This window comes from Enterobacter quasimori, assembly GCF_018597345.1.
Lineage (GTDB): Bacteria > Pseudomonadota > Gammaproteobacteria > Enterobacterales > Enterobacteriaceae > Enterobacter > Enterobacter mori.
Genome location: NZ_JAHEVU010000003.1, coordinates 500560 through 525947, shown reverse-complemented (window position 1 = coordinate 525947; position 25388 = coordinate 500560). Strand labels below are relative to the sequence as shown.

Below are 25388 nucleotides of genomic sequence, written 5' to 3'. Positions count from 1 at the left end.
TTTTTCACTTCCTGTACATTTACCCTGTCTGTCCATAGTGATTAATGTAGCACCGCCAATTTGCGGTGCTTTTTTTTCGCCTGCGATCTGTTAATGCTCGATCTCTTTCATCTCTTTCACGTCCGTGCGGTTGATCTGCTGCTTGTTCCCGTTAGCATCTTTGTATGAAATCATCCCGGTATCATTATCGGTAGTCGGTTTCCCTTCCGATACGATAGAACGACCATCGTTGGTGTGCATCACGTAGTTGTTACCGGAACAGGCGCTCAGGGCAAAAGTAAACGCACAGGCAGAAATGATTGCAGCTGTCTTATTCATGATTATTCTCCTTTAGCAATTAATGCTATTCAAACCTCGATTTATAACAGGCTAAAACATCCGCCTAACACTATTTAGCATAACCTGCTTTTTTGGGGTCATCAGGATAAGCAGACAATTCTGATAGATATCAACCTCCTTGCCCTGCCGCTGAAATTGCGCGACGATCGCTATATTGAAATGAGGAATCCCATGAACGCTTTCAGTCCTGCGCAGTTCCGCGCACAGTTTCCGGCGCTGGCCGATGCCGGTATTTACCTTGATAGCGCTGCCACGGCCCTCAAGCCACAGGCGGTCATTGACGCCACGCAGCAGTTCTACAGCCTGAGTGCAGGCAATGTGCATCGCAGCCCGTTCGCTGAGGCTCAGCGTCTTACTGCGCGCTATGAGGCCGCTCGCGATCGGGTCGCACGGCTGATCAATGCCGAAAGCGGGAAAAATATCGTCTGGACGCGCGGCACCACCGAGGCCATCAACATGGTGGCCCAGTGCTACGCACGTCCGCGGCTTCAACCGGGCGATGAAATCATCGTCAGCGAGGCTGAACATCATGCCAACCTGGTGCCGTGGCTGATGGTGGCAGAACAAACGGGCGCGCGCATTGTGAAGCTCCCGCTGGGTGCCGATTTACTGCCGGACGTGGCGCGTTTACCTGAGCTTATCACCCCCCGCAGCCGGATTCTGGCGCTGGGGCAGATGTCTAATGTTACCGGTGGCTGCCCAGATCTGGCTAAAGCCATTGCGATCGCCCATGCCAGCAATATGGTGGTGATGGTCGACGGTGCGCAGGGCGTGGTGCATTTTCCGGCGGATGTGCAAACGCTGGATATCGATTTCTATGCTTTCTCAGGACATAAGCTCTACGGGCCAACCGGGATCGGCGCGCTGTACGGCAAGCCTGAACTGCTGAAACACATGACGCCGTGGCTCGGCGGCGGCAAGATGATCGCCGAAGTGACCTTCGACGGCTTTAAAACTCAGGACGTGCCTTATCGTCTGGAAGCCGGTACGCCGAACGTGGCGGGCGTGATTGGCTTAAGCGCGGCGCTTGAGTGGCTGGAAGAAACGGACGTGGCTCAGGCTGAAAGCTGGAGCCGGGGACTGGCAACGCTTGCGGAAGAAGAGCTTAAAAAACGCCCCGGTTTCCGTTCGTTCCGCGTGCAGGATTCCAGCCTGCTCGCCTTTGATTTTGCAGGCGTGCATCACAGCGATATGGTCACGCTGCTGGCGGAATATGGCATCGCCCTGCGCGCCGGACAGCACTGCGCCCAGCCGCTGCTGACGGCGCTTGGCGTTAGCGGTACGCTACGTGCTTCCTTCGCGCCTTATAACACACAAAGCGATGTTGACGCGCTGGTTGCCGCCGTTGACCGCGCCCTTGAATTACTGGTGGATTAATGACTAGCGCTGCTTTAGCCGGGCATCCGTTCGGCACCGCGATCACCGAAGAGACGTTAAAACAGACCTTCGCCCCGCTTACACAGTGGGAAGATAAATATCGTCAGCTGATCCTGCTGGGTAAACAGCTCCCGGCCCTTTCAGACGATCTCAAAGCGCAGGCGAAAGAGATTGCAGGCTGTGAAAACCGCGTCTGGCTCGGGTATAGCGTCTCCGGCGAGAAACTGCATTTCTTTGGCGACAGCGAAGGCCGTATCGTCAGAGGGCTGCTGGCGGTGCTGTTAACCGCAGTCGAAGGGAAAAGCGCGGCGGAACTGCTGGCACATTCGCCGCTGGCGTTGTTTGATGAGCTTGGGCTGCGCGCGCAGCTCAGCGCCTCGCGCGGTCAGGGGTTGATCGCGCTCAGCGACGCGGTACAGGACGCAGCGCGTCAGGTTCAGGCCTGACGTTCCGCCTTCGCCATCATCTTCTTCAGGGCGTGAGACACCGCCACAAAGCCAAAGGAAGCGGTTACCATGGTGGCCGCGCCAAACCCGGAGGCGCAATCCATTCTCTTTGGCCCTTCCGCCGTGCTTTTCATCGCACATACGGAACCGTCTGCCTGGGGATAAACCAGTGCTTCAGTTGAGAACACGCAGTCGACGCCCAGCTTGCCTTTGCTGTTCTTCACCACGTTGAAGTCGCTTTTCAGGCGTTCACGCAGCTTGGCGGCCAGCGGATCCTGGATCGTTTTTGCCAGATCGGCCACCTGGATCTGCGTCGGATCGATTTGGCCGCCCGCCCCGCCCGTCGTGACCAGCGGCACCTTGTAGCGACGACAGTAGTCGATAAGCGCCGCTTTTGGCCGCACGCTGTCGATGGCGTCAATCACATAGCTGTAGCCTTTGCTCATATACTCCGCGACGTTATCTGCCGTCACAAAGTCGTCGATCACCGTCACGCGGCATTCGGGGTTGATGAGACGAATGCGTTCCGCCATCACCTCAGATTTTGCCAGGCCGACGTTATCGCGCAGGGCGTGGATTTGACGGTTGGTGTTGGTGACGCAAACGTCATCCATGTCAATCAGCGTGATTGCGCCAATACCGGTTCTCGCCAGCGCTTCTGCCGCCCACGACCCCACACCACCAATGCCCACGACGCAGACATGCGCATCCGCAAACAGCTGCAGGGCTTTTTCACCATATAAACGTGCCGTACCGCCAAAACGCTGGCGCCAGGCGTCGCTGATTACCACAGACATAAAACCTCAGATGTAAAAAGGGTGAGGTTTTCCTCACCCTGAACAGTAATCCGTATTGCGCTCAGAATACCACAATCAGCCGCTGAATACGTTTCCGGCACCCGGTGCCGCCTTCAGCACCCACACGCGTCCGTAATGGTTATACCAGCCCGCACGATGGCCTGCGTCAGGGCCAATGCCCTGATAAATATCGAAGTGCTGGCCTTTGATTGCCCCGCCGACGTCCAGCGCCACCATCAGACGCAGCTCATACTGGCCGTTGAACTTGCCGTTATTGTCCAGCAGAGGGACTTCCGCCAGCAGCGTGGTGCCTGCAGGAATGATCGAACGATCCGATGCAACCGATGCGCGGCCAATCAGCGGAACGGCACTCGCCCCTTTCACCGGGGCGAAGTTTTGCGGCTTGAAGAAGACGAACGACGGGTTCTGCTCCAGCAGCTCGCGCACCTCGGCTTCGCTGTGTTTCTCGCCCCACTCGCGGATCGCCTGCATCGACATATCTTCTTTCTTCACTTCGCCGCGGTCGATCAGCACCTTGCCAATACTGCGATAGGCGTGACCGTTTTTGCCGGAATAGCTGAAGAAGTTAAGCGGCGAACCGTCGCCAAAATCAATGTAGCCGCTGCCCTGAACGTCCATGATGAAGTTATCCATCAGCGAATTGCTGTAGGCAAGAACGTAGTTTTCGCTCAGCGCACCGGCGTAGATCTCGGCACGCGACGGCAGACGACCGCGTTTTGGCGGCATACGGTAGATAGGGTACTGGAACTCGCCCTGACGCGTGTGTCGCGCCTGGATAACCGGGGTGTAGTAGCCGGTAAACTGAACGTTACCGTAGTTATCCGCCCCCTCCATCTGCCAGGCGTCGATACCAAACTGGCGCATGTTGCGCGTATCGCCACCGGCTTTCAGCCAGTCCTGGACCGCGTTATACACGCTACTCTGGGTGCCATACAGACGCGGCGACGCGTTGCGGATCTGGTAGACCTGCTCGGAGAAATCACCGGCATTGATCGGTGCGCCGACCGCATCAGGCTGATTAACTAAAGAGAAAGGCTGGGATAACTTCCCGTCTTTATACTGTTGACCGCGATCGGTCGGTTTGGAAGAACAGGCCGCAAGAATCGCTACCATTGCGCCCGTCATCAGATACTTCGCCCAACGTCCTTTCATTATATCTCGTCTTTAAGTTGCCCTTATCCGCGTGATGAAGATAACAAACCGCCAGGGCTAATGAAATGCGATCGCATGCCCTTTGGCAAATTTTGCGCAAAAAATAGTCCAAACAGCGCCATGTCGTTCAATTTGCATACAAAATCATGATAAATGTGAAAAAGGGGTTGCATCACAAACCTATCCGAGTATAGTGCGCATCCACGGACGCGGGGTGGAGCAGCCTGGTAGCTCGTCGGGCTCATAACCCGAAGGTCGTCGGTTCAAATCCGGCCCCCGCAACCAATTAAAATTTGATGAAGTATCTTCTACGACTGTAGAAAGACGGACGCGGGGTGGAGCAGCCTGGTAGCTCGTCGGGCTCATAACCCGAAGGTCGTCGGTTCAAATCCGGCCCCCGCAACCAATCAAATTTGAAGAAGTAAGCTTCTACAAGAGTAGAAAGACGGACGCGGGGTGGAGCAGCCTGGTAGCTCGTCGGGCTCATAACCCGAAGGTCGTCGGTTCAAATCCGGCCCCCGCAACCAATACTTCTAAAACAATAAACACCCTTAAGGGTGTTTTTTTGTATCTGTCGTTTGTGAAATTGCCGGGCGTGAACCCGGCCAAAAGATCTACCCGCGCCGCGCCAGCGTCGCCCCGTCAGAGAAATACGCACGAATCCCTGCCAGAATCGACTCCGCCACTTCCTGCTGGAACTTAGCGGTCTTCAGCTTACGCTCCTCTTCCACGTTACTGATAAACGCGGTTTCTACCAGGATGGACGGAATATCCGGCGCTTTCAGTACCGCAAACCCGGCCTGCTCGACGCTGTTTTTATGCAGCTTATTGATGTTGCCCAGCTTGCCCAGCACTGCTTTACCAAACTTCAGGCTGTCGTTAATGGTCAGCGACTGCACCATATCGAACATAGTGTGGTCGACGTAGCGATCGCCACTTTTGCTCACGCCACCGATCAGGTCAGAGGCGTTCTGGGTGTCCGCAAGGTATCTCGCGGCGGTACTGGTCGCGCCTTTGGTTGAGAGCGCAAACACCGACGAGCCGCTTGGCTGACGGCTGGTAAACGCATCCGCATGGATCGAGACGAACAAATCGGCGCGCTGCTTCTGCGCTTTCGCCACCCGGACCTTCAGCGGAATGAAGACGTCCTCATTACGCGTCATATAGGCGCGCATATTGCCTTCTTTATCGATTAAGGCCTTCAGACGGCGCGCAATTTGCAGCACCACGTCTTTTTCACGCGTGCGATATTTCCCCACCGCGCCGGAGTCTTCGCCACCGTGGCCGGGATCGAGCATGATCACAATCGGACGATCGCGCCCTGCCTTCCCCGGCTGCGGACCGCTTTGCGCAGGGGGCACCTGACGCTGCAAATCGCCCTTGTTGTAATCCTCCAGCAGAGCAAGAAGCGGATCCTGAATATCCGTCGCATTGGCCGGGTAGAGATCCATCACCAGGCGCTCTTTGAACGTCGCGACAGGCGCCAGGGCAAACAGCTGCGGCTTAACGTTCTGCTTCAGTTCAAACACCATGCGCACGGTTTGCGGATCAAACTGCCCGACGCGCGCCGATTTAATAAACGGATCGTCGCCGCGGATCTGCGCCGCCATTCCTTTCAGCACGGAGTTGAGGTTAACGCCTTCGAGATCCACCACCACGCGTTCCGGGTTGCTGAGGGCAAATTGCTTATATTTCAGCACGCGATTGGATTCGACCGTCACGCGCGTATAGGTCGACGACGGCCAGACGCGCACCGCCACCACCTGGCTTGTGGCAGCAAGACCGACCTGACTGACGCTAAGCAACCACATTGCCCCGGCCCCTTTTAACAAACGGCGGCGGCTTATTGCTGAATTGGATCCCGACATGCTTCTCCCGAGCAAGAAAACGAACTGATATACAAAATGTCCAGATTGACCGAAAACTTTAACGAATGACGCATAAACTGTCATCTATAAAAGGGTAAACATTCATACGTTAACGCACGGATTACTTATTCTTTTCTGTGTGTCGCGGAAAATTTAGGCTTGCGCACGCGGCCATAATCGAATAAAAATACATAAATTACGAATAAACATTCATTAAGGGTTGTGCCATGGTGAAGGAACGTAGAACCGAACTGGTCCAGGGATTCCGCCATTCTGTTCCCTATATCAACGCCCATCGGGGGAAAACGTTCGTCATCATGCTCGGCGGCGAAGCCATTGAGCATGAAAATTTTTCCAGTATCGTCAACGATATAGGTCTTCTGCACAGCCTCGGCATCCGCCTGGTTGTTGTGTATGGCGCACGACCGCAGATCGATGCCAATCTGGCTGCTCACCACCACGAGCCGATTTACCACAAGCATACCCGCGTTACGGATGCCAAAACCCTTGAACTGGTGAAGCAGGCTGCGGGTCTGCTGCAGCTGGATATTACCGCTCGCCTGTCCATGAGCCTGAACAACACGCCGCTGCAGGGCGCGCATATCAACGTCGTGAGCGGCAACTTTATCATTGCCCAGCCGCTCGGCGTGGACGACGGCGTGGATTATTGCCACAGCGGTCGTATTCGTCGTATCGATGAAGAGGCTATTCACCGCCAGCTGGACAGCGGTGCCATCGTGCTGATGGGTCCGGTCGCGGTTTCTGTAACGGGCGAAAGTTTTAATCTGACGTCTGAAGAGATTGCCACCCAGCTTGCTATCAAGCTGAAAGCGGAAAAAATGATTGGGTTTTGTTCCTCGCAGGGTGTCGAAAACGATGAAGGGATGATTGTGCCTGAACTATTCCCCAACGAAGCGCAGGCGCGCGTTGAAGCGCTCGAGGAAGCGGGAGATTACCACTCCGGCACCGTGCGCTTTCTGCGCGGCGCAGTGAAAGCCTGCCGCAGCGGCGTGCGCCGTAGCCATCTGATCAGCTATCAGGAAGACGGTGCGCTGCTGCAGGAGCTGTTCTCCCGCGACGGTATCGGTACGCAGATTGTGATGGAGAGCGCCGAGCAGATCCGCCGCGCGACCATCAACGACATTGGCGGCATACTGGAACTGATCCGTCCGCTGGAACAGCAGGGAATTCTGGTTCGCCGCTCACGCGAGCAGCTGGAGATGGAGATCGACAAATTCACCATCATACAGCGCGATAACCTGACCATCGCCTGTGCCGCGCTCTATCCATTCCCGGAGGAGAAGATCGGCGAAATGGCCTGCGTTGCCGTGCATCCTGACTACCGCAGCTCTTCCCGCGGTGAGATGCTGCTGGAGCGTGTAGCAGCTCAGGCGCGCCAGATTGGGCTCAGCAAGCTGTTTGTTCTGACGACCCGAAGCATTCACTGGTTCCAGGAACGCGGCTTTACGCCGGTCGATATTGATTCGCTGCCGGAAAGCAAGAAAGAGATGTACAACTATCAGCGTCGTTCAAAAGTGCTGATGGCTGACCTGGGATAATACAGCGCCCCCACCGTCCGGTGAGGGCGTTTTCTTAGAGGGCCTCGAATATCGCGCTTAAGCCGCTTCGACGCTCCGTTCGCGCGGCAATGGCCTGTACCAGAACGCGTTCATCGGTATAGAGCGACAGCCGCTGGCGCGCGCGGGTAATAGCGGTGTAAATCAGCTCGCGGGTGATGACGGGTGACAGCTGCGTAGGCAGGATCAGCGCCGCATGGTTAAACTCAGAGCCCTGGGATTTGTGTACCGTCATCGCCCACGTCGTATCATGTTCAGGCAGGCGGCTTGGCTGCACGGACTTCACGCTTCCCTCCGGCATCATGAACCAGACGCGCAGCCCCTGACCGCGATCGAGCGCAATTCCGATATCCCCGTTAAACAAGCCCAGCGCGCTGTCATTGCGGGAGATCATTACCGGTCGCCCCTCGTACCAGCGTGAATGCGGCAAACGGCTGATTTTACGCTTCTGCGCCAGCAGCTGTTCCAGCCTGTCGTTCAGCCCACTGACGCCAAACGGCCCCTCCCTCAGCGCGCACAGCAGCTGATATTCACCGAACGCGGCAATGACCTGCTCCGGCGTATTCTGCTGCTGTACACAGGTCAGGAAGTGCTGATATCCCTCCAGCGCGTCATCCAGCATCGCCTGATACTCTTCACTGCTTTGCAGCGATTTTTTCTCGATGTCGGTAAAGGCGCCGTCAAACACCCCGCGCGTGCTGTGCCGATCGCCGCGGTTTACCGCTGCAGCCAACTGGCCGATGCCGGAGTCGCTGCCGAAACGGTAGCTTTTTTGCAGCAGACACAGGCTGTCGCGCAGCGCACCCGCGACCGGGGAGTTATCGGGCTCGAGCGCGCAGCCGGTCAGGCGTGCCAGCTCCTGAGCACGCGCGGTGGTATAGCCAAAACTGGCGTAGGTGCAAATATCCCCTAGCACCGCTCCGGCTTCCACAGAGGCAAGCTGATCGCGATCGCCAAGGAAAATAACCCGCGCGTGCGGCGGCAGGGCATCAATCAGCCGCGACATCATCGTCAGGTCGATCATTGAGGCTTCATCCACCACCAGCACGTCCAGATGCAGCGGGTTGCCGGCATGATATCGCAGCCGCTGACTGCCCGGCTGTGCGCCAAGCAGACGGTGTAAGGTGCTGGCCTCATTGGGGAAAAGTGCAAGCTGCGCCTCGGTGAGCGGCAGTTTTTGCAGCGCGCCGCCTAACGACTCCGTGAGTCGAGCCGCCGCTTTACCGGTAGGTGCGGCCAGCCGGATACGGCATTTCTGCTCGCCAGATAGCTGAATCAGCGCCGCGAGGAGTTTTGCCACCGTGGTGGTTTTCCCCGTGCCCGGGCCGCCAGAAATCACAGAAATCCGCCGCGTTAAGGCCACGGCCGCCGCCACTTTTTGCCAGTCGATGGCTTCGCCCGAGCTAAACAGGCCATCCAGCGTTTGTCGAAGCTGCGCTTCATCACACGGAAGCGGGACATTCGTTTCGCTGAAAAAGCGCGCCACCGTCAGCTCGTTGCGCCACAGGCGGTTAAGGTATAAACGCTCGCCGGTCAGGATCATCGGCGTTTGCGTTCCGGCCCCGCTGACGGCGGGAGATCGGAGTAATACAGCCTGCCAGTCCACCGATTCCCCCAGAAGAACGAAGCAGGACTGCAATACCGCAGGCATTTGTTCATTCAGCGCCAGACGCGAAAGCGGCAGGCAAACGTGACCTTCTCCCGCGTCTTTGCTAAGGAGAGCGGCAGCGAGCATCACCTCCGGCTCTTCGCCCGCCACCATCATGGCGAACTGAACGTCAAGGTGGCGCAGCACGCGTTGCTCCACGGCTTCCAGCAAAAGTTCGTGCATCGTCATGCCATCTCCTCCATGGTTGTGGCAAACAGCTCATCCATCTTTTCTATCAATGCCGCGTCCGGGCGCGTGCTGAAAATGCCGGAGTTGGGATCCGTAGCGTCCACCCCGCGCAGGAAGAGATAAATAACACCGCCAAAATGATCTTCGTAACGGTAATCGGCAATGCGGTGGCGCAGATAGCGATGCAGCGCCAGCGTATAAAGCTGATACTGCAAATCGTAGCGATGCTGCTGCATGGCTGCTGCCATCGCGTCTTGAGTGTAGGCGTCGCTGCTGTCACCCAGCCAGTTCGATTTGTAATCCAGCAGATAGTAACGCCCTTCGTGGCGGAAAATCAGGTCGATAAAACCTTTTAACATCCCCTGAACCTGGCGGAAGTTCAAGGGCGGGCAGCCAGCGGAAAGCGGATCGTACTCACGGATCAACGCATCAAGCGCATCGGCTTTAAGCGGGCTGGCGATAGGGAGATAAAACTCCATTTCCACCTGCTTGTCTTTGGCGGTCAACTGGCTGAGCGAAATCCCCTGCTGCGTGAGCGGTGCCTGCAAAATCGCAGTGACCCAGTCGGTGAGGACGGGCTGCCATTTCTCGTCAAAGCCGCCGCTCTGAAGCATTTTCAGCACCCACTCCGAAGAAACCGGCTGGGTGAAATCCAGTTCTTCAAACAGGCTGTGTAAAAAGGTGCCGGGTGACGCGCCGCGTGGGAACTGATGCGGAGTCAGAGCAGGCTCAGGGAGTATGTCTCCCACTCCGGCGGCATCCACATCCAGCTTCGGCATCAGATCCTGAGCAATGCTCTGCCCGTGCTGCTGTAAACCGGAGTAACTGGTTACGCGCCAGTCGTCAGCGAGAGTGCGCTGGATTTGCCGGGCATTCAGATCGGCAGCAGGCTGCTCCGGCGTCTGCCAGCGGCTGTTATCCGGCGATGAGGGAATATGCAGAGCAATATGGTCACCACACAGCGCCTCGATGCACTGGCGCAGGCCCGCCGCATCTTTTGGCTCTCCAAGCTGAATAAGACGTCCCAGCGCGCTTAAATGGAAATCGGTCTCTCCTGACTTCTCACCCCGGCGACGGAACAGCGGCGCAATACCCAGACTGCAGTGCCAGACCGAGCGAGTCAGCGCCACGTAGAGCAGGCGTAAATCCTCTGCCAGACGTTCAGCCTCTGCCAGCTCAACGCTGGATTCCGCTTTACTGAGATCGAGCACGGCTTCAAATGATTCACGGTCGTGGTAAAAGGCCTGGTCCTGCACGCGATAGTTGGCGATAAACGGGAGCCAGACCAGCGGATACTCAAGACCTTTCGACTTGTGAATGGTGACGATCTGCACCAGATGCTTATCGCTTTCGAGGCGCATCTGCTGACTGGATGAATTGCTGTTCGGATCGGCAATCTGCTGTGACAGCCAGCGCACCAGCGCATGCTCGCTTTCGAGCTGCGCTCCCGCTTCCTGCAACAGCTCGCTGATATGCAGAATATCGGTCAGGCGGCGCTCGCCGCCTGCCGTGGCGAGCATATTCTCCGCAATCTGACGCTTCGCCATCAGCTCGCGCAGCATGGCCATTACGCCGCGTTTTTGCCAGCGTTCCCGGTAGTGGGCAAACTCTTCAACGACATTATCCCAGGCTTCCTCGTCGTTGTTTAGCGCGTCAATATCACGGGCATTCAACCCCATCATTGCGCTGGCCAGGGCGCTGCGAAGCGTGCTTTCACGCTCGGGAGCCAACACGGCTTGCAGCAGCCATAGCATCTCCTGAGCTTCCAGCGTTTCAAAGACGCTGTCGCGATTCGAAAGATAGACTGACGGGATGTTGAGCAAGGTCAGCGCATCGCGGATCAGCGCCGCCTCCTGGCGACTGCGCACCAGCACCGTGATATCGGATGCCTTAACGGGGTTCGCCTGCTCCCCTCGCCATAACACGGCTTCGCCACGCGCTCCGGCACTCAGCCAGTCGCGGATCTGTGCGGCGCAGTGCTGCGCCATCGCACTTTGATAATCCCCAACGCCACAGCCTTCACCATCGAGTAGCCAAAGGTTCATGGCTGGCTGAGTCACGCCATTGAACTCAAAGCGCAACGAGGCATTTTTTTCAGCAAACTTGACCGGCAGGAAAGGAATTTCACGGAACATAAACGCCGCGTCCATCTGCTTAAAGAGCGTGTTGACGCTTTCCACCATACCCGGAGCGGATCGCCAGTTAGTCTCTAAGGTGTAATGGGCTGCAACTTCGCTACGGGCCTTCATGTAGGTAAAAATGTCGGCGCCACGGAAGGCGTAAATCGCCTGCTTCGGGTCACCGATCAACAGCAGCGCAGTGTCTGGCTGCTGACGCCAGATACGGCGGAAAATACGGTACTGCTGGGGGTCCGTATCCTGAAACTCATCGATCATCGCCACCGGAAAACGCGTGCGGATTGCCGCAGCGAGCGCTTCGCCATTTTCACTGCACAGCGCGGCGTCCAGACGGCTTAGCATATCGTCGAAGCCCAGCTCACCCCGACGGCGTTTCTCACGCGCCACGGCTTCACGGATTTCCGTCATGGCGCGGGTAATCATTAAGTCGTTAAGCGTTAACGGCTCAGCCAGTAGACTCTCGATGGCAACAAAAAGAGGATGCTCTGGCACGATGCCATCGGCTTTCGTCCGCTCGGTCAAAAAACGCTGGGAGAACTTTTCCAGAGCATCCGGAAGCTGGTAGCCTCGCGTCTCTTCCTGCGCCCACGCGCTGATCTTGTCGATCCATTTACCCTGATTGCCGCGGTTAAATTTTTTCCTGTCGATACCGGAGTTTTCGAGGATAGAGGCAATTTCATCGACGGACGCATTCCACTTTTGCTTCAAGGTCGCAATTTGCGTGACGATCTTTTCATGGCGTGATGCCAGCGTTTCGTCCGCTGGCGGGGGTGATTTGATGACGGGCGCTTCCCCCTGCAGATAGCGATCGATAGCGCGCAAAAGCTCTTCAGGGCCTTTCCACAACGCATGCACTGCTTCGGCGATGTCACGCTGCAGGGGATAACAGTGGCGGCGCCAGAAATCTGCACAGGCCTGATAGCGAAGCTCAGACTCGTCTTCAATGAGCTGTTGTTCAAACAGCATGCCGGACTCAAAGGCATTCAGGCTCAGCATGCGCTGACAAAAGCCGTGGATGGTAAAAACGGACGCTTCATCCATTTGCCGTTCCGCCAGCAGCAGCCACTGCGCAGCCTGCTGCTTATCGGTAATTTCTTCCAGAAGGCTGGCGTAAAGCGGGTTATCGGTGCTCTGTCGCAGGCAAGCGATGCGCAGTTCGTGAATATTGGCACGAATACGGCCACGCAGCTCGGCGGTAGCCGCTTCGGTGAAGGTCACCACCAGCAGCTCTTCCACGCTTAACGGACGCGGAAAAGCGGCAGTACCGCCAAGCCCTAACAGCAGACGCAGATAGAGCGCGGCGATGGTGTAGGTTTTTCCCGTTCCCGCTGAGGCTTCAATCAATCGTTCGCCCTGTAGAGGTAAACGTAAGGGATCAAGGGACTCAGCGGTATCGGTCATTCTTTCTTACTCCAGGGCATTGATTGCTGCAGTGCAGTGACGCTCTTCCAGATTTCCCAGCCTTTCGGGTTTACGTAATCCGTTTTGCCATTTTGGCTACCGGAAACCTGAGACAGAATGGCGATCCCCTGCGGTTTAATCACCGCCTGATGGAAGAAGTCGGCAACCTTCTGAGGCGTCAGCTGTTTTATTTCGGCCACTACTTTATCACGCGAATCAAACTTCAGATTACCGCGATCAAAATCTTTGCTCAGTTGAGAGGCTTCCTCACCCAGCGTTTGCGGTGCCTGCATCACCTGCGCGATGACCGCCTGCTGGATCTGGGCAAACTCGTCTGGCTTCATGGCGCGCAGTTTTGCTTCCGCCTGCGGGAAGAATGCCTGATAGCGCTGCCAGAGGTAGGCAGGCTGTTTATCACTGCTTTGCAGCAGGAAGCCAAGCCCCCACTGGCGGCCCACGTTCATGGAAAAGGCGAAGACCGCATAGCCAAGCTGCTCTTCAGTACGCAACTGGTTGTAGAACCAGGGCTGGATGATTTGTCCGAGAACCGCACTCTGCGCAGAGCTGGCAAACTCATCATACCCGGTCGGGACAAACACGGCGGCCAGCGCGGAATCGGTGCTGCTACCCGCTTTTTCGAAAATCACATTCTGCTTTTTCTCAACCAGCACGTCCTGGTTACGGCACCATTCGTCACCTTTTGAACCCAGCTGCGTACGGACATTTTGCGCCAGGGTTTTAGCCTGATCTTCGCTCATGTTCCCCACGATCAGGAACTCCGGGCGCGTATTGACCTTCAGCGCGTCACGGTATGCCAGCACATCTTTTAATGAGATAGATGGCAACAGCGCACGGCGCTCTTCACGCTGGAAGTAGGGGATCTGCGACAGCATTTGCGCAGGCATGATCGCCATATCGTAGGCTTTGCCCTTCTCCGCGGAATCCATCATTTGCGCATACCAGGACTTGGCCTGCTCAAGCTGCTCTTGCGTTGGCGTGTAGCTGAAGTAGCCTTCCAGGAGCGCCTGGAACAGCTGCGGCAAGCGCTGAGTATAGCCGTTGGCATTGACCATCAAGCCGTTATTGGCGTTGGTCGAGAAGCTTATCCCCCCGACGGCGGCCTGGTTGCTGAGCTGATCGAGCGCAATACCGGCCAGATAGTCATTGAGCGCAAACATCACCTGATTTTTAGCGCTATCCATCGCTTTCGGGTTACGCAGAACCACGCTGACATCGGCTTTTGGCTCACTTGCGAAGTAGCGGCTTGGGGTATAGACCACGCGCAGCGTTGGCTCATCGACGATAAGCTTCGGATGCGGGTACGCCTTTGTGGTTTTGATCAGCGAAAAATCGTCCGGGATGTAGGGATTCAGCTCCGGCAGTTGCAACGCAATCTCACCGGCTTTTTTCTGCCAGTCCGCAAAAGTTGATTCGCTGATTTTATCGACCTGATAAGGCGCATCCACGAAATAGGCCGTTTTATTATGCGGTTCGTTCGGGCTGATGTACCAGATACGGGCGTTCTGCGGCGTCATCATTGCCAGACGCGCTTTCACCGCATCGGCGTCATACCGATCGGCAATATTGACCGCATCCAGCGTGTGTTCCACCGGCACGCGGATCATAGTATCAGCCAGCCACTCAACGTAATCCATGTCGCGCGTAATGGACGGGTAACGGAAATCGAGATCCAGTACATGTGCCAGTTCGTCAAAGTAGCGTTTGTCGACGCCTTTTTCCCGCAGCAATGAGAGATAGCTAAAGATGGCCGCAACCACCTCGTCGCGGTTAGCCAACCCTTTATCCGTCAGGGTCGCGGAAATGGCCAACACGCCGCTGTTGCCGTTCACGACGGGATCGGAGTCTGCGCGAATACCTTCCACCAGCCCCTGCTTTTGCAGCCAGTCAGAGAGCGTGCCAGGGCTACGGTTACCGATAAGATAGGTAACCAGCTCGTCAGTTTTGCTGCGGAATTGCGCGGTGTTATTATCAATGCGGAATTCCACGCGCAGCACCTTGCGGGGCATGGCGGGGACGTAGTGGATCACGATCCCTTTCTGCGCATCCGTGACAACCGGAACGCTAATCTGTGGGAGATCGATGTTCTTATTTGGCACACGACCAAACGTCTGCGCCGCCATGTTCGCCAGCTGTGGCAACGGCTTGTTGCTGTAGATAACCGCTTTCATCAGGTTAGCGGAATAGTATTTATCGCGAAACGCGTGCAGCGCATCAAGCACCGGGCTACCCGGCTTATCGCTCAGCGTTTCCAGATTGCCGCCCGAAAAACGCGAGCCTGGGTGCGCCGGGTTGATGGTTTCGGCACTCACCTGTGCCATACGCATACCGTCGCGGGTGCGGGCCAGGGTCAGCTCGGCGTTAACGGCGTTGCGTTCACGGTCAGCGTATTTTTTATCCAGAAGCGGCGCAGCAATCGAATCCGCCAGGCGGTCGACAGCCCCTTCCAGCGCATCGTTTTCAACTTCGAGGTAAAACGCGGTGCGGTACGGTGCCGTACTGGCGTTGTGGCTGCCACCGTGCATTTTGAGGAATTCGGACAGGCTATCCGGCTGCGGGTATTTTTTCGATCCCATCAGCGTCATGTGTTCCAGATAGTGTGCCAGCCCCGGATGGGCCTCGGGATCTTCAAGCGACCCGACCGGCACAACTAATGCCGAGAGCGATTTCACCGCCTGCGGATCGGAAACGAGCAGTACGGTCATGCCGTTATCGAGGCGGATAGCCTGATACTGGCGGGTGTCTTTTTCGCTCTTACGGATAGTTTCCTGAACGGGTTGCCAACCGGAATCTGCCTGAGTGAAGGGAGCCCAAAGGGCGACAAACAAAATCAACGCTTTAAACAAGGTGCTGCCTGGCATTACGACCTCTTTATCACGGCTACATCATTAACAAACTGCGTGCTGGACACGCCAACATCTCTTTCTTTGGGTACATCAGTCCGTGATAAGAAGTGCATCATAAATGAACACCTCATGCTGCGCAATTTTTATACAGCGCTCAGGACTGATTAAATTTGAACAGCGGTAACAGGTAGCGCTGTGCCTCTTCAGTGATAATGTCGAAGTATTCTGGCTCAAGCGTTCGCCACAAACGTTGATACCAGACATCTTCCCCTTCGCCACGCACTATCATGTTCCCTTCGTAGGCCTGCACAAATTTGTTCCGCGCTTTCTGCAGTGATGCGTCATCCGTTAACATGGCATCATTCTGCGCGTCATAACAGGCTTTTATCCACGCGCCACCGCTTTCCGGTAGCAGGAGCAGAGGTTTATTCATTCCCCGGCGGTAGCCGTCGATGTAAAGCGACAAATAACACAAAGCCTGCCCGGCATCCATCGGCGGAAAGCGCCATTCGCCCTCTTTGCGTACAAAAATTCGGCTTTCACCCGTATTGCCGCCAGCACTGTAGACAAGATGTTCGAGCCAGAGTTGCAAACCCTGTGAAACGCTGAGCATCGAGGGCCGCCAGCGCAGCAGCCCGTCCGGCTGAACCTGAGTCAGCCAGCCGGTCAAATTGACACCGTTGCAGTCAAGATCGATTTCGATGCTTTTACCGGGTTGTCTGCACTCAATGACGCGTTCAGCAAGTGCCTTCATTTCCTGACACTGCGCCTCCCAGACTATCTCCCCGAACGCACCGTAAGGCAACTGGCCCGCGGCACGGTAGCGACGAAATAGAGTGGCAGCATCTTCCTGTTCTACCAGGGCATTCAGGAGCTGGAGGTTCAGCTTGTAGCGCTCTAACCCATCCAGAATAAAGGGTTCGGCATCAGGAATTTCGCTCTCTTCAGAACGGAAGTTGACATGCAAACGCTGCTGGAAGAACGCGCGCACCGGGTGTGCCCAAAAACGCTGAAGCTGTTCGAAGGTCAACGTTTCCAGGGGGATCTCATCCAGTTCCTGAATGAAATCAGTATGCGCCACCCCTTCTTTCTTCGCTGCCGGGAGCCACTCGCGCGCATAGCTCTGATGTTCATTAGCAACATAGTTCACCGGATCAAAGGGCATACGGCTATGACAGCAGGTGATGTGGGCCTTCACCCGCCGCTCGCTCTCATCACAATTACGCGCTTCGTCTCCCGGCAAATAGTGGCTCTGCCCGATATAGTCCACCAGCTCCTGCACAAGAACCGACGGGAAACGTTCGCTGTTGTCCTGGATCGACCGGCCGATGTAGCTGATATACAGTTTATTCTGCGCTGAAATGAGCGCTTCCAGGAACAGATAACGGTCGTCATCACGGCGGCTGCGGTCGCCCCGCTTCGGTTTAGGGCTCATCAAGTCAAAGCCTAACGGCGGTAGTGCCCGAGGATAAACGCCATCATTCATCCCGAGCAGACACACCACTTTGAACGGGATGGATCGCATCGGCATCAGGGTACAAATATTCACCGGCCCTGCCAGGAAACGCTGGCTGATTCGTTCCTGATCGAGACGCAGGGTCAACTCATCACGCAGAAGCGACAAAGGCACCGCCTCCTGATAGTGCGACTTCACGCCCTCATCAACGATGGCCTGCCACTGCTTTTCAATGAGCGCCATCGCCGCTTCTGTTTCACTGTCAGGCAGGAAGAAATCAGTGAGCATTTCCCGGCAAACCGGCAGCCAGGCGTCCAGCGGGCGCGGCTGCATCAGCTCCCGTCGCCAGCGGTTGAGCTGCATCAGCAGCGAGGCTAAATGCCCGACCAGCTCTGCGATTAACCCGGTGGACTCGTCGTATGGCAGAACGTCATTCCATTCACCCTGGCTGCTCTCCATTGCGTACCCGAGCAGCATTCGCGTCAGGCCAAACTGCCAGGTGTGCTGCCCCGTTGGTGGGAGTTCAAACTCCTGCACGTTGTCATCATCGATTCCCCAGCGCACGCCGGATTCGTTAACCCACTGGCGAAGATAGCGTAGCCCCTCTTCATTAATGTTGAAACGGGCAGCCAGAACAGGGACATCCAGCAGCGCCAGCACATCTTCGGAGATAAAACGGCTGTCCGGCAGAGACAGCAGGGAAATAAATGCCTGCAAAGCCGGATGGGACTGACGCGCACGACGGTCAGAAATGGCGTAAGGAAGATATCGCTCCCCCGTCGCGCTGCCAAAAACGGCCTGAATAAAGGGGCTGTAGCTGTCGATGTCTGCCACCATCACCACAATGCCGCGCGGCGTGAGTTCAGGATCGTCCTGCAGCATCGCCAGCAAGCGATCGTGCAGGATTTCCACCTCACGCTGTGGGCTATGGCAGACGTGAAGGGTGATACTGCGATCGTCAGGATCCAGCTTCCGTTTCCTGTCGCTGCGTTCGAACTCTTTCTCCGTCACGCCCATGACGGCCCGGTTTTCCAGATCCAGAATATCTAACTGAATGTTGTGCAGCAGGCTGTCAGCTTCGATTTCGACAAAGGCGTCCACGTCCCCCTCGCCAGATGACGTAATGTCAGAGAGCATGTGAATGTAGTCACGTCCAAGCTTGCCCCATGAGGCTAGCAACGGATTCGGCAGGTTCTGAATACCCTCTTCATCGAAAAGCTGCGCGGCTGTCGAGCTATCCTTGAACAAGGGGACGGAGCGGTCTTCAAAGAGGCGTCGACGCTGCCGCGTGACCAGCCGTGAAAGCCAGCGCGCATCCTGGATATCGCCCCAGTAGTGGCGACAGGGGTTGGTGAACAGAATATGGATATCAATGTGTTTACCAAGCGCTTTTAGCGCATCCAGATAGACCGGCGGCAAAGCTGATATACCGCAGATAAACACGCGTGACGGCAGACGAGCCGGTCGCTCCGACGCATTTTCGAGTATCGAGATAAACCGTTGGTAGAGGTTTGCACGGTGCCACTTTGGCTGACCGAGCGCCTCAGTATGTTCAACCAGCGCTTTCCACAGCGGTGCTTGCCAGACTTGTGCTTCCGGCAAGCCCTCCACCCGTTCACCCGCTTCCCAGGCTGTCAGCCATTCAGGCCGGTACACTAAATACTGGTCGTAGAGATCGGCCGTACGCGACGCCAGCTGGAACAGCTTGCGCTTATCGGTATCGTCATTAAGGTAGTGGCGCAGCATGGCGAACGCATCGCCTGGCAGCATATCGGGCAGCAGGGCCATGAGCTTCCAGCTCATGCTCTGCTTGTTGAAGGCGCTCTGTTCAGGGATGTCGGGCAGTACGCGCACGAACATCTCCCAGATAAAACTCGCGGGAAGCGGGAAATCAATGTTTGCCGCTATGCCAAATTTCCGGGAAAGCGACATTTGCAGCCACTGCGCCATGCCGGTGCTCTGCACCAGCACCATTTCAGGCTCAAAAGGATCGTCAAGCCGCTCGCGCTCAACGATAAATTCCATCAGTGCTTCCAGCACATCCAGACGATTTGAGTGGTAGACCCTTAACATAGACGCTCCCGACTACTGGCTAACCGGGCAATGCAGACGCGTCATCGCGCCGCGTCGCCCCAGAGGAGAAATAAGTGTAACCGTGATGCTGACACATCTGGCGTTCGTTGTCTGCCCCCGACTGGCCTGCCAGCCTTCGGGGAGAATAGGTGTTGAGAGCTGGGCCTGATTCCAGGCATGATGCCAGAGCTGACGATACTGGTTATACAGGGTAAATCGCGCCGCCAGTGCCCGATGATAGCCGGCCAGTGCCGTGACGATGATTACCAGCAGCATCATCGCCAGCAGAACCTCAACCAGGCTAAATCCTTTCTCTCTGTTCACGGCAACTGGCATAGCGCCTTCTCCTTAAGCGGGCAAAAATCACTCCAGCCGTGCGGCAAAAAATGAATCTTCCCGTCGATTATCTCTCCTGCACGCCAGAGCAAAAGGTCATTGTTTCCAGCAATGAGCAAAACACGCGACTCGCTCAGCCGCCGCAAGCATGCTCGCCACGTCGACGCCTTTTTGCATTGAACCTCTGGGGAGACCAGCCAATCCTGAACGCGCCCCCACTCAAGCGCTGATTGCACAGATGCCTGCTGCCGGAGCGAGCGGCTCTCGCCGCCAACGAGTGCGCTAAACGTAGTCAGTTGCTGATTAAATCCCGTGAGGATCAGCGTGCCTAACACCAGTAAAAGCAGTACCAGCGACAGCGAAGACATCCCGCGCTGACGGTTCATAAGTTATACCCCGTGACGCCATAAACAGCCTGGAAGGGCTCACCCTTTTCACCCTGGCGAATGGCGGCCAGCTCGATATTCAACTCAGGCGCGAAACCAGCGTGTTGCACCTTATCCACCCTAAAGTGCTGGATCACCAGCCTGTTCGGATCGGTGAGCTTTTCCCATCCTTTTCCTTCACAGGATGTCGCCCCACGCAGCGTTTCCAGCGCGCCAGACTCAAGACGAAACCCTGTGCTGTCGTTTTCTGATGCTGAGGCATCCCAGATGCCGTTACTGTTTGCATCCCACTGCACAATGACGCAGCTCCCCTGCCTCGCCGTCACCAGGCCTTGCCCTGGACAGTTACCCGCGCAATATCCCGCTCTCTGCAGCTGTTTGCCGAGGGCAAAAAGCCTTTGCCAGACCTCTTCTTCCACCTCCCGCTGACCAGATTGCAGTAATACCGCCCGCTGCAAACCCGGTAAAAAACGCGATGCGCTTATGAGCAAAAGGCTGCTGATAGCCGTGGCAATCAGGATCTCTGTCAGTGAGAAACCGTGCTGGTTCATTGACATTCCCCTCCCTCTGAGGCATTGCACATCCTGATACGCCCTCCATTTGAGACAATAATCAGCCATTCCCCAGCACGGCTGTTCACACGTATCCGCCCTGCCCACGCTGTATCTCTTAATCCATAGAACCCCAATGAGGGTGTTAACTCACTTATGGTGACGTCAGCCCAAAGTGGAATCAGCACAAAGGCACTCTCCTTCACACAGCCTTGTACGACTGAACTCAACAGACAGACGCCAGCCTCATCCCGCTGAAGCGTAATGAGGTGGTCACGATTGTGCCGATTCGCATCGTTGCGAAGAAACACCAGGTAGTCGCGTATCTGTACCGCGGTTTGCCAGAGCCGCTGCTGGCGTTGCCAACTGTCCCAGCCGTATAAACCCGTTGCGCTCAGGATCACGACTAGCGAAATGGCCACCAGGGTTTCGATAAGCGTAAAGCCGTTCTCTTTTTTCATGCCGGGAGTGTGGCGAAAGGCGGGAAAAGCAGCGAGGGGCAAATCAGGTTTTTACGAGCCGTCATCCAGTGAATGTCGACAGTTGCAGGACGTTGCAGCGTCTCTGGAAAACGGCTCGTAAAACAAATCGATAACGAAAAAAACCGGCGCTAAAAAGCACCGGTTGTGTGAGTATCTGCCGTATCAGATAGCGACGGGCGCTTTGATGCCGGGATGCGGGTCGTAACCCTCAATCTCAAAATCATCAAAGCGGTAATCGAAGATCGAGTCTGGTTTACGTTTGATAATCAGCTTCGGCAACGCACGCGGTTCGCGAGTCAGCTGGAGATGCGTCTGCTCCATGTGGTTGCTGTAGAGATGGGTGTCCCCACCCGTCCAGACGAAATCACCCACGTCGAGATCGCACTGCTGCGCCATCATGTGAACTAACAGCGCATAGCTGGCGATGTTAAACGGCAGACCGAGGAACACGTCGCAAGAACGCTGATAAAGCTGGCAGGAGAGCTTGCCATCCGCCACATAGAACTGGAAGAACGCGTGGCAGGGTGCCAGCGCCATTTTGTCCAGTTCACCCACGTTCCAGGCGGAAACGATGATTCGGCGCGAATCCGGGTCGTTTTTCAGCTGGTTCATCACGGTGGTGATCTGGTCAATATGGCGACCGTCAGGCGTTGGCCATGCTCGCCACTGCTTACCGTAAACCGGCCCCAGGTTGCCGTTTTCATCTGCCCATTCGTCCCAGATAGAGACGTTGTTTTCATGCAGATAGGCAACGTTGGTATCGCCTTGCAGGAACCAGAGCAGTTCATGAATGATCGAGCGCAGATGGCAGCGCTTCGTCGTCACCAGAGGGAAGCCTTCTTGCAGATTAAAGCGCATCTGGTGGCCAAAAATGGAGAGCGTACCGGTACCGGTGCGGTCATTTTTCGGCGTGCCCTCATCGAGCACTTTTTTCATCAATTCAAGATACTGTTTCATGGTTCCTCAGGAAATTTGTTGCTGTGGTCGACGATACGCCCAAATCATCATAATGGCACCCGCGACAATCATCGGAATGGAGAGGATCTGCCCCATGCTGATGTACTGCACCCACTCACCGGTGAACTGCGCATCCGGCTGACGGAAGAATTCAACGATGATGCGGAACGCACCGTAGCCGATCAGGAACAGACCGGAGACAGCCCCCATAGGACGCGGCTTGCGGATGAAGAGGTTAAGGATGATAAACAGCACCACACCTTCCAGCGCCAGCTCATAAAGCTGCGACATATGGCGCGGCAGAACGCCGTAGGTATCGAAAATGGATTGCCACTCCGGATGCGATGGCAGCAGCGCGATATCTTCTGCACGAGAGCCAGGGAAGAGCATCGTATACGGCACGCTCGGGTCAACACGGCCCCACAGTTCGCCGTTGATAAAGTTACCCAGACGCCCCGCCCCCAGCCCGAATGGGATCAGTGGAGCAATAAAATCAGCCACCTGGAAGAAGTTGCGTTTGGTGCGTTTGGCGAAGATCACCATCACCAGGATTACACCAATCAGGCCACCGTGGAAGGACATTCCCCCATCCCAGACGCGGAACAGATAGAGCGGATCGTTGAGGAATACCGGGAAGTTATAGAACAGGACATAGCCAATACGCCCGCCCAGGAATACCCCGAGGAAGCCAGCATAAAGCAGGTTCTCAACTTCGTTCTTCGTCCAGCCACTGCCGGGACGGCCCGCGCGACGGCCCGCAAGCCACATCGCAAAAATGAAGCCCACCAGGTACATCAAACCGTACCAGTGCAGCGCGACAGGTCCTACTGAGAAAATAACCGGATCAAATTCCGGAAAATGCAGATAACCACTGTTCATCTGTCACCACAAGATGTTGTTATTCCGCTGAAAGTGGACAGCGGTAGAAATGCGCTTCTGCGTGTCGCAGAGGCTCCAAAGGTGCGAATCATAGCATAAGGCAGGCATGGAGGATGCGCCTGAGATGTAAAAGATGTGTATAGGGTATTGTGCGGCCTGATGCCCTCACCCCAGCCCTCTCCCACGGGGAGAGGAGGAAAGGCTTCAGCGGCCGCCGCGGATTAGGCCACCCATGCCGCGTCGCTCCATAAACGCCGCAACCTGATGCCGTACTTCGGTTGCCATCTGTGCGTCCAGACAGCGTTCCGCCAACTCGCGGGCATCTTCTATATCAATATGACGTAACAGATACTTCACGCGCGCGACAGAACGACCGTTCATGGACAGATGACGGAAGCCCAGGCCAATCAGGATGGCGACGCACATCGAATCGCCCGCCATTTCACCACACAGACGTAAATCAAGACCGTGCTGTTCCGCTTCACGGGCAATCATGGCGAGTGCCCGGAGCATCGCCGGGTGCAGGCTGTCATAGATACTCGCGACGCGCGTGTTATTACGATCAACGGCCAGTATGTACTGCGTTAAATCGTTGGTCCCGACGGAGATAAAATCAACGCGGTTTGCCAGCTGCGGCAGCATAAAGACCATGGACGGCACTTCGAGCATCACGCCAATACGCGGTTTAGGGATCGCATAGCCGATCATCTCTTCCACTTCGCGACCCGCACGTTCGATCAAGCGTTTTGCTTCGTCGATCTCGTCAATACTGGTGACCATCGGCAATAAAATGCTGAGGTTGCCCGTTGCCGCATTGGCTCGCAGCATGGCACGAACCTGGATCAGGAAAATCTCCGGTTGGTCGAGCGTGATGCGGATCCCGCGCCAGCCCAGACACGGGTTTTCTTCACTGATTGGCATGTACGGCAGCTGTTTATCCGCCCCGACGTCCAGCGTGCGCAGCGTGACCGGTTTGTCGTTAAACATCTGCAGCATCCCCTGATACTGCGCCACCTGCTCCTCTTCTGACGGGAAGCCGCTTTGCAGCATGAACGGGATTTCAGTGCGGTATAAGCCGATACCGTCGATGCGGCTGCCGAGCTTCTCTTCGTGCTCGGGGCTTAACCCGGCGTTGAGCATGACTTTGATCCGCTCACCGCTTTTGAGCTGCGCGGGCAGGTTGACGTCATCTTCCGCCAGCTTGCTTAATTCATTCTCTTCACTAATGAGACGCTGGTATTCCTGCAGCAGTACGGGCTCAGGATCGACCAGCAGTTCACCGCGATAACCATCCACCACCAGCGTGCGGCGGTGTAGCACCGAGGGCTGGATATCGGCCCCCATAACGGTTGGAATACCGAGCGCGCGCACCATGATGGCAGCATGGGAGTTGGAGGCACCATCGCGCACCACTACCCCGGCGAGCCTGTCCTGGGGCAGTTCTGCCAGCGTCGTTGCCGAGAGTTCGTCGGCGACCAGCACAAACCGTTTTGGCCAGGCATTCGGGCCCTGAATGGTGTCATCAAGATGGAACAGCAGGCGCTGCCCCAGCGCGCGTAAATCCCCGGCACGCTCCTTCAAATAACCATCGGTCAGAGCCGCAAACTGCTCGGCAAATTTTTCAATGACTTTTTTAACGGCCCATTCGGCCACCGATCCTTTATCCACTTCCGCGAAAAGTTCACGGCGCAGACGCGCATCGGAAAGCAGGTGCGAATAGAGGTCAAAGATCGCCGCCGTCTCTTTTTGTGCCCCCGCAGCAAAGCGTTTGCTGTAGCGGCGAAACTCGTTGGAAGCCTCTTCCAGTGCAGCGGTAAGACGCTCGCGCTCGAGCGCTTCATCAAGCGTCGAGGCCTCGTAAACCTGTTCCATCAGCGGCAACGTGGCGTCCATCCAGCCTTCGGCGATTGCCACACCCGGTGACGCCGGGAGCGCACGAATGCGCGTGTGACGATACTGACCAAACAGGGCAGCAAGCTGAGACTGAGAGAGGATGGCGGCCATCTGCGTGGCGAGCGTCACGAGGAATGACTCTTCGCTTTCATCGTACTGGCGCAGTTCCCGCTGCTGAACAACGAGAACGCCCAGCAGCTGACGACGCTGGATAATCGGCACGCCCAGGAAGGCGCGGAAGCGTTCTTCTTTTACGGAAGGAATATATTTGAAGCTAGGGTGTTTTTGCGCATCAGCAAGGTTAATGGGTTCGGCCAGACGACCGACCAGCCCAACGATACCTTCATCAAAGGCGAGCGTAACGGTGCGGCCTCGTGGTTTTTTCAAACCACGAGTCGCCATCAGGTAATAGCAACGCCGGTCATGGTCGGCCAGATACACCGAACAGACTTCGGTTTCCATCGCCAGACAGATATCAGTCACCAGAATATTCAGCGCCTCGTTCAGGCGAGGCGCACTGGCGACCTTCTCGACTATTTCGCGCAAGCGGGTGAGCAT

Annotated in this window: 18 protein-coding genes and 3 tRNA genes; 6 read left to right on the top strand and 15 right to left on the bottom strand. The window is 56.2% G+C overall.

The features are described 5' to 3' along the window. Window positions 1-90: 90 nt before the first annotated feature. Window positions 91-318 (bottom strand): YgdI/YgdR family lipoprotein, encoded by a 228-nt coding sequence (locus KK102_RS14590; RefSeq protein WP_008499648.1) that lies wholly within the window; start codon window positions 316-318, stop codon window positions 91-93. 192 nt (window positions 319-510) lie between these two features. Between KK102_RS14590 and csdA the strand changes: the two genes are divergently transcribed. Both csdA and csdE read left to right on the top strand, forming a co-directional pair. Beyond that, window positions 511-1716 carry a cysteine desulfurase CsdA gene (gene csdA / locus KK102_RS14585; protein ID WP_216357884.1) on the top strand — a complete coding sequence of 402 codons (1206 nt, stop codon included), beginning with the start codon at window positions 511-513 and terminating at the stop codon, window positions 1714-1716. Then, the gene (gene csdE / locus KK102_RS14580) at window positions 1716-2162 is read left to right on the top strand and encodes a cysteine desulfurase sulfur acceptor subunit CsdE (RefSeq protein ID WP_216357883.1); all 447 of its coding nucleotides are present in this window, start codon (window positions 1716-1718) and stop codon (window positions 2160-2162) included. Before csdA ends, csdE begins: the two co-directional genes overlap by 1 nt. Here the strand turns inward: csdE and tcdA are convergent. Together tcdA and mltA are read right to left on the bottom strand one after the other, a co-directional pair. Continuing rightward, window positions 2153-2959 (bottom strand): tRNA cyclic N6-threonylcarbamoyladenosine(37) synthase TcdA, encoded by an 807-nt coding sequence (tcdA, locus tag KK102_RS14575; RefSeq protein ID WP_216357882.1) that lies wholly within the window; start codon window positions 2957-2959, stop codon window positions 2153-2155. The genes csdE and tcdA overlap by 10 nt on opposite strands. A 75-nt stretch (window positions 2960-3034) precedes the next feature. Next, window positions 3035-4132: a murein transglycosylase A gene (mltA, locus tag KK102_RS14570; protein WP_126544914.1), complete on the bottom strand. Its 1098-nt coding sequence runs from the start codon at window positions 4130-4132 to the stop codon at window positions 3035-3037. 208 nt (window positions 4133-4340) lie between these two features. Between mltA and KK102_RS14565 the strand changes: the two genes are divergently transcribed. The 3 genes from KK102_RS14565 to KK102_RS14555 all read left to right on the top strand — a co-directional run bounded on the left by KK102_RS14565 (window position 4341) and on the right by KK102_RS14555 (window position 4659). Further along, window positions 4341-4417: transfer RNA gene (locus KK102_RS14565), tRNA-Met, on the top strand. 44 nt (window positions 4418-4461) lie between these two features. Continuing rightward, a tRNA-Met gene (locus tag KK102_RS14560) sits at window positions 4462-4538 on the top strand. A gap of 44 nt (window positions 4539-4582) precedes the next feature. After that, window positions 4583-4659 (top strand) — tRNA-Met (locus KK102_RS14555). An 87-nt stretch (window positions 4660-4746) separates the two neighbouring features. Here the strand turns inward: KK102_RS14555 and amiC are convergent. After that, window positions 4747-6000, bottom strand: coding sequence for an N-acetylmuramoyl-L-alanine amidase AmiC (amiC, locus tag KK102_RS14550; RefSeq protein ID WP_021242006.1), 1254 nt, complete (start codon window positions 5998-6000; stop codon window positions 4747-4749). Between the two features lie 227 nt (window positions 6001-6227). Here amiC and argA point away from each other — a divergent pair, with 227 nt between their 5' ends. Beyond that, window positions 6228-7559 carry an amino-acid N-acetyltransferase gene (gene argA, locus KK102_RS14545; RefSeq protein ID WP_126544915.1) on the top strand — a complete coding sequence of 444 codons (1332 nt, stop codon included), beginning with the start codon at window positions 6228-6230 and terminating at the stop codon, window positions 7557-7559. A 34-nt stretch (window positions 7560-7593) separates the two neighbouring features. Here the strand turns inward: argA and recD are convergent, their stop codons facing one another. The 11 genes from recD to ptsP form a co-directional block, all read right to left on the bottom strand. Further along, entirely contained in the window at window positions 7594-9414 is a 1821-nt protein-coding gene (gene recD, locus KK102_RS14540; RefSeq protein ID WP_216357881.1) for an exodeoxyribonuclease V subunit alpha, read from the bottom strand. Next, entirely contained in the window at window positions 9411-12953 is a 3543-nt protein-coding gene (gene recB / locus KK102_RS14535; RefSeq protein WP_216357880.1) for an exodeoxyribonuclease V subunit beta, read from the bottom strand. The genes recD and recB overlap by 4 nt, the downstream gene beginning before the upstream one ends. Then, window positions 12950-15832: a pitrilysin gene (gene ptrA / locus KK102_RS14530; protein ID WP_216357879.1), complete on the bottom strand. Its 2883-nt coding sequence runs from the start codon at window positions 15830-15832 to the stop codon at window positions 12950-12952. Before ptrA ends, recB begins: the two co-directional genes overlap by 4 nt. Window positions 15833-15971: 139 nt before the next feature. Further along, the gene (recC, locus tag KK102_RS14525; RefSeq protein ID WP_216357878.1) at window positions 15972-19346 is read right to left on the bottom strand and encodes an exodeoxyribonuclease V subunit gamma; all 3375 of its coding nucleotides are present in this window, start codon (window positions 19344-19346) and stop codon (window positions 15972-15974) included. Between the two features lie 12 nt (window positions 19347-19358). Continuing rightward, a complete protein-coding gene (locus KK102_RS14520) occupies window positions 19359-19682 on the bottom strand; it encodes a prepilin-type N-terminal cleavage/methylation domain-containing protein (RefSeq protein ID WP_216357877.1) in 324 nt (107 codons plus the stop codon). Next, entirely contained in the window at window positions 19667-20068 is a 402-nt protein-coding gene (locus tag KK102_RS14515) for a DUF2509 family protein (RefSeq protein ID WP_216357876.1), read from the bottom strand. Before KK102_RS14515 ends, KK102_RS14520 begins: the two co-directional genes overlap by 16 nt. Continuing rightward, window positions 20065-20625, bottom strand: a complete 561-nt coding sequence (locus KK102_RS14510; protein WP_216357875.1) for a prepilin peptidase-dependent protein — start codon at window positions 20623-20625, stop codon at window positions 20065-20067. Before KK102_RS14510 ends, KK102_RS14515 begins: the two co-directional genes overlap by 4 nt. Beyond that, a complete protein-coding gene (locus KK102_RS14505; protein WP_216357874.1) occupies window positions 20616-21080 on the bottom strand; it encodes a prepilin peptidase-dependent protein in 465 nt (154 codons plus the stop codon). The genes KK102_RS14510 and KK102_RS14505 overlap by 10 nt, the downstream gene beginning before the upstream one ends. A 183-nt stretch (window positions 21081-21263) precedes the next feature. After that, entirely contained in the window at window positions 21264-22058 is a 795-nt protein-coding gene (thyA, locus tag KK102_RS14500; protein ID WP_042715869.1) for a thymidylate synthase, read from the bottom strand. A gap of 6 nt (window positions 22059-22064) precedes the next feature. After that, window positions 22065-22937 (bottom strand): prolipoprotein diacylglyceryl transferase, encoded by an 873-nt coding sequence (lgt, locus tag KK102_RS14495; RefSeq protein WP_126544924.1) that lies wholly within the window; start codon window positions 22935-22937, stop codon window positions 22065-22067. A 204-nt stretch (window positions 22938-23141) separates the two neighbouring features. Then, window positions 23142-25388, bottom strand: coding sequence for a phosphoenolpyruvate--protein phosphotransferase (gene ptsP, locus KK102_RS14490; RefSeq protein ID WP_126544925.1), 2247 nt, complete (start codon window positions 25386-25388; stop codon window positions 23142-23144).

What these genes read in the sequence shown, in the direction of transcription:
- KK102_RS14510 (WP_216357875.1), bottom strand. Translation starts at nt 20,625, where the DNA reads ATGTCAATGAACCAGCACGGTTTCTCACTGACAGAGATCCTGATTGCC.
- tcdA (WP_216357882.1), bottom strand. Translation starts at nt 2,959, where the DNA reads ATGTCTGTGGTAATCAGCGACGCCTGGCGCCAGCGTTTTGGCGGTACG.
- mltA (WP_126544914.1), bottom strand. Translation starts at nt 4,132, where the DNA reads ATGAAAGGACGTTGGGCGAAGTATCTGATGACGGGCGCAATGGTAGCG.
- argA (WP_126544915.1), top strand. Translation starts at nt 6,228, where the DNA reads ATGGTGAAGGAACGTAGAACCGAACTGGTCCAGGGATTCCGCCATTCT.
- KK102_RS14505 (WP_216357874.1), bottom strand. Translation starts at nt 21,080, where the DNA reads ATGAAAAAAGAGAACGGCTTTACGCTTATCGAAACCCTGGTGGCCATT.
- recC (WP_216357878.1), bottom strand. Translation starts at nt 19,346, where the DNA reads ATGTTAAGGGTCTACCACTCAAATCGTCTGGATGTGCTGGAAGCACTG.
- ptsP (WP_126544925.1), bottom strand. Translation starts at nt 25,388, where the DNA reads ATGCTCACCCGCTTGCGCGAAATAGTCGAGAAGGTCGCCAGTGCGCCT.
- recB (WP_216357880.1), bottom strand. Translation starts at nt 12,953, where the DNA reads ATGACCGATACCGCTGAGTCCCTTGATCCCTTACGTTTACCTCTACAG.
- lgt (WP_126544924.1), bottom strand. Translation starts at nt 22,937, where the DNA reads ATGAACAGTGGTTATCTGCATTTTCCGGAATTTGATCCGGTTATTTTC.
- recD (WP_216357881.1), bottom strand. Translation starts at nt 9,414, where the DNA reads ATGACGATGCACGAACTTTTGCTGGAAGCCGTGGAGCAACGCGTGCTG.
- csdE (WP_216357883.1), top strand. Translation starts at nt 1,716, where the DNA reads ATGACTAGCGCTGCTTTAGCCGGGCATCCGTTCGGCACCGCGATCACC.
- ptrA (WP_216357879.1), bottom strand. Translation starts at nt 15,832, where the DNA reads ATGCCAGGCAGCACCTTGTTTAAAGCGTTGATTTTGTTTGTCGCCCTT.
- csdA (WP_216357884.1), top strand. Translation starts at nt 511, where the DNA reads ATGAACGCTTTCAGTCCTGCGCAGTTCCGCGCACAGTTTCCGGCGCTG.
- KK102_RS14515 (WP_216357876.1), bottom strand. Translation starts at nt 20,068, where the DNA reads ATGAACCGTCAGCGCGGGATGTCTTCGCTGTCGCTGGTACTGCTTTTA.
- amiC (WP_021242006.1), bottom strand. Translation starts at nt 6,000, where the DNA reads ATGTCGGGATCCAATTCAGCAATAAGCCGCCGCCGTTTGTTAAAAGGG.
- KK102_RS14590 (WP_008499648.1), bottom strand. Translation starts at nt 318, where the DNA reads ATGAATAAGACAGCTGCAATCATTTCTGCCTGTGCGTTTACTTTTGCC.
- KK102_RS14520 (WP_216357877.1), bottom strand. Translation starts at nt 19,682, where the DNA reads ATGCCAGTTGCCGTGAACAGAGAGAAAGGATTTAGCCTGGTTGAGGTT.
- thyA (WP_042715869.1), bottom strand. Translation starts at nt 22,058, where the DNA reads ATGAAACAGTATCTTGAATTGATGAAAAAAGTGCTCGATGAGGGCACG.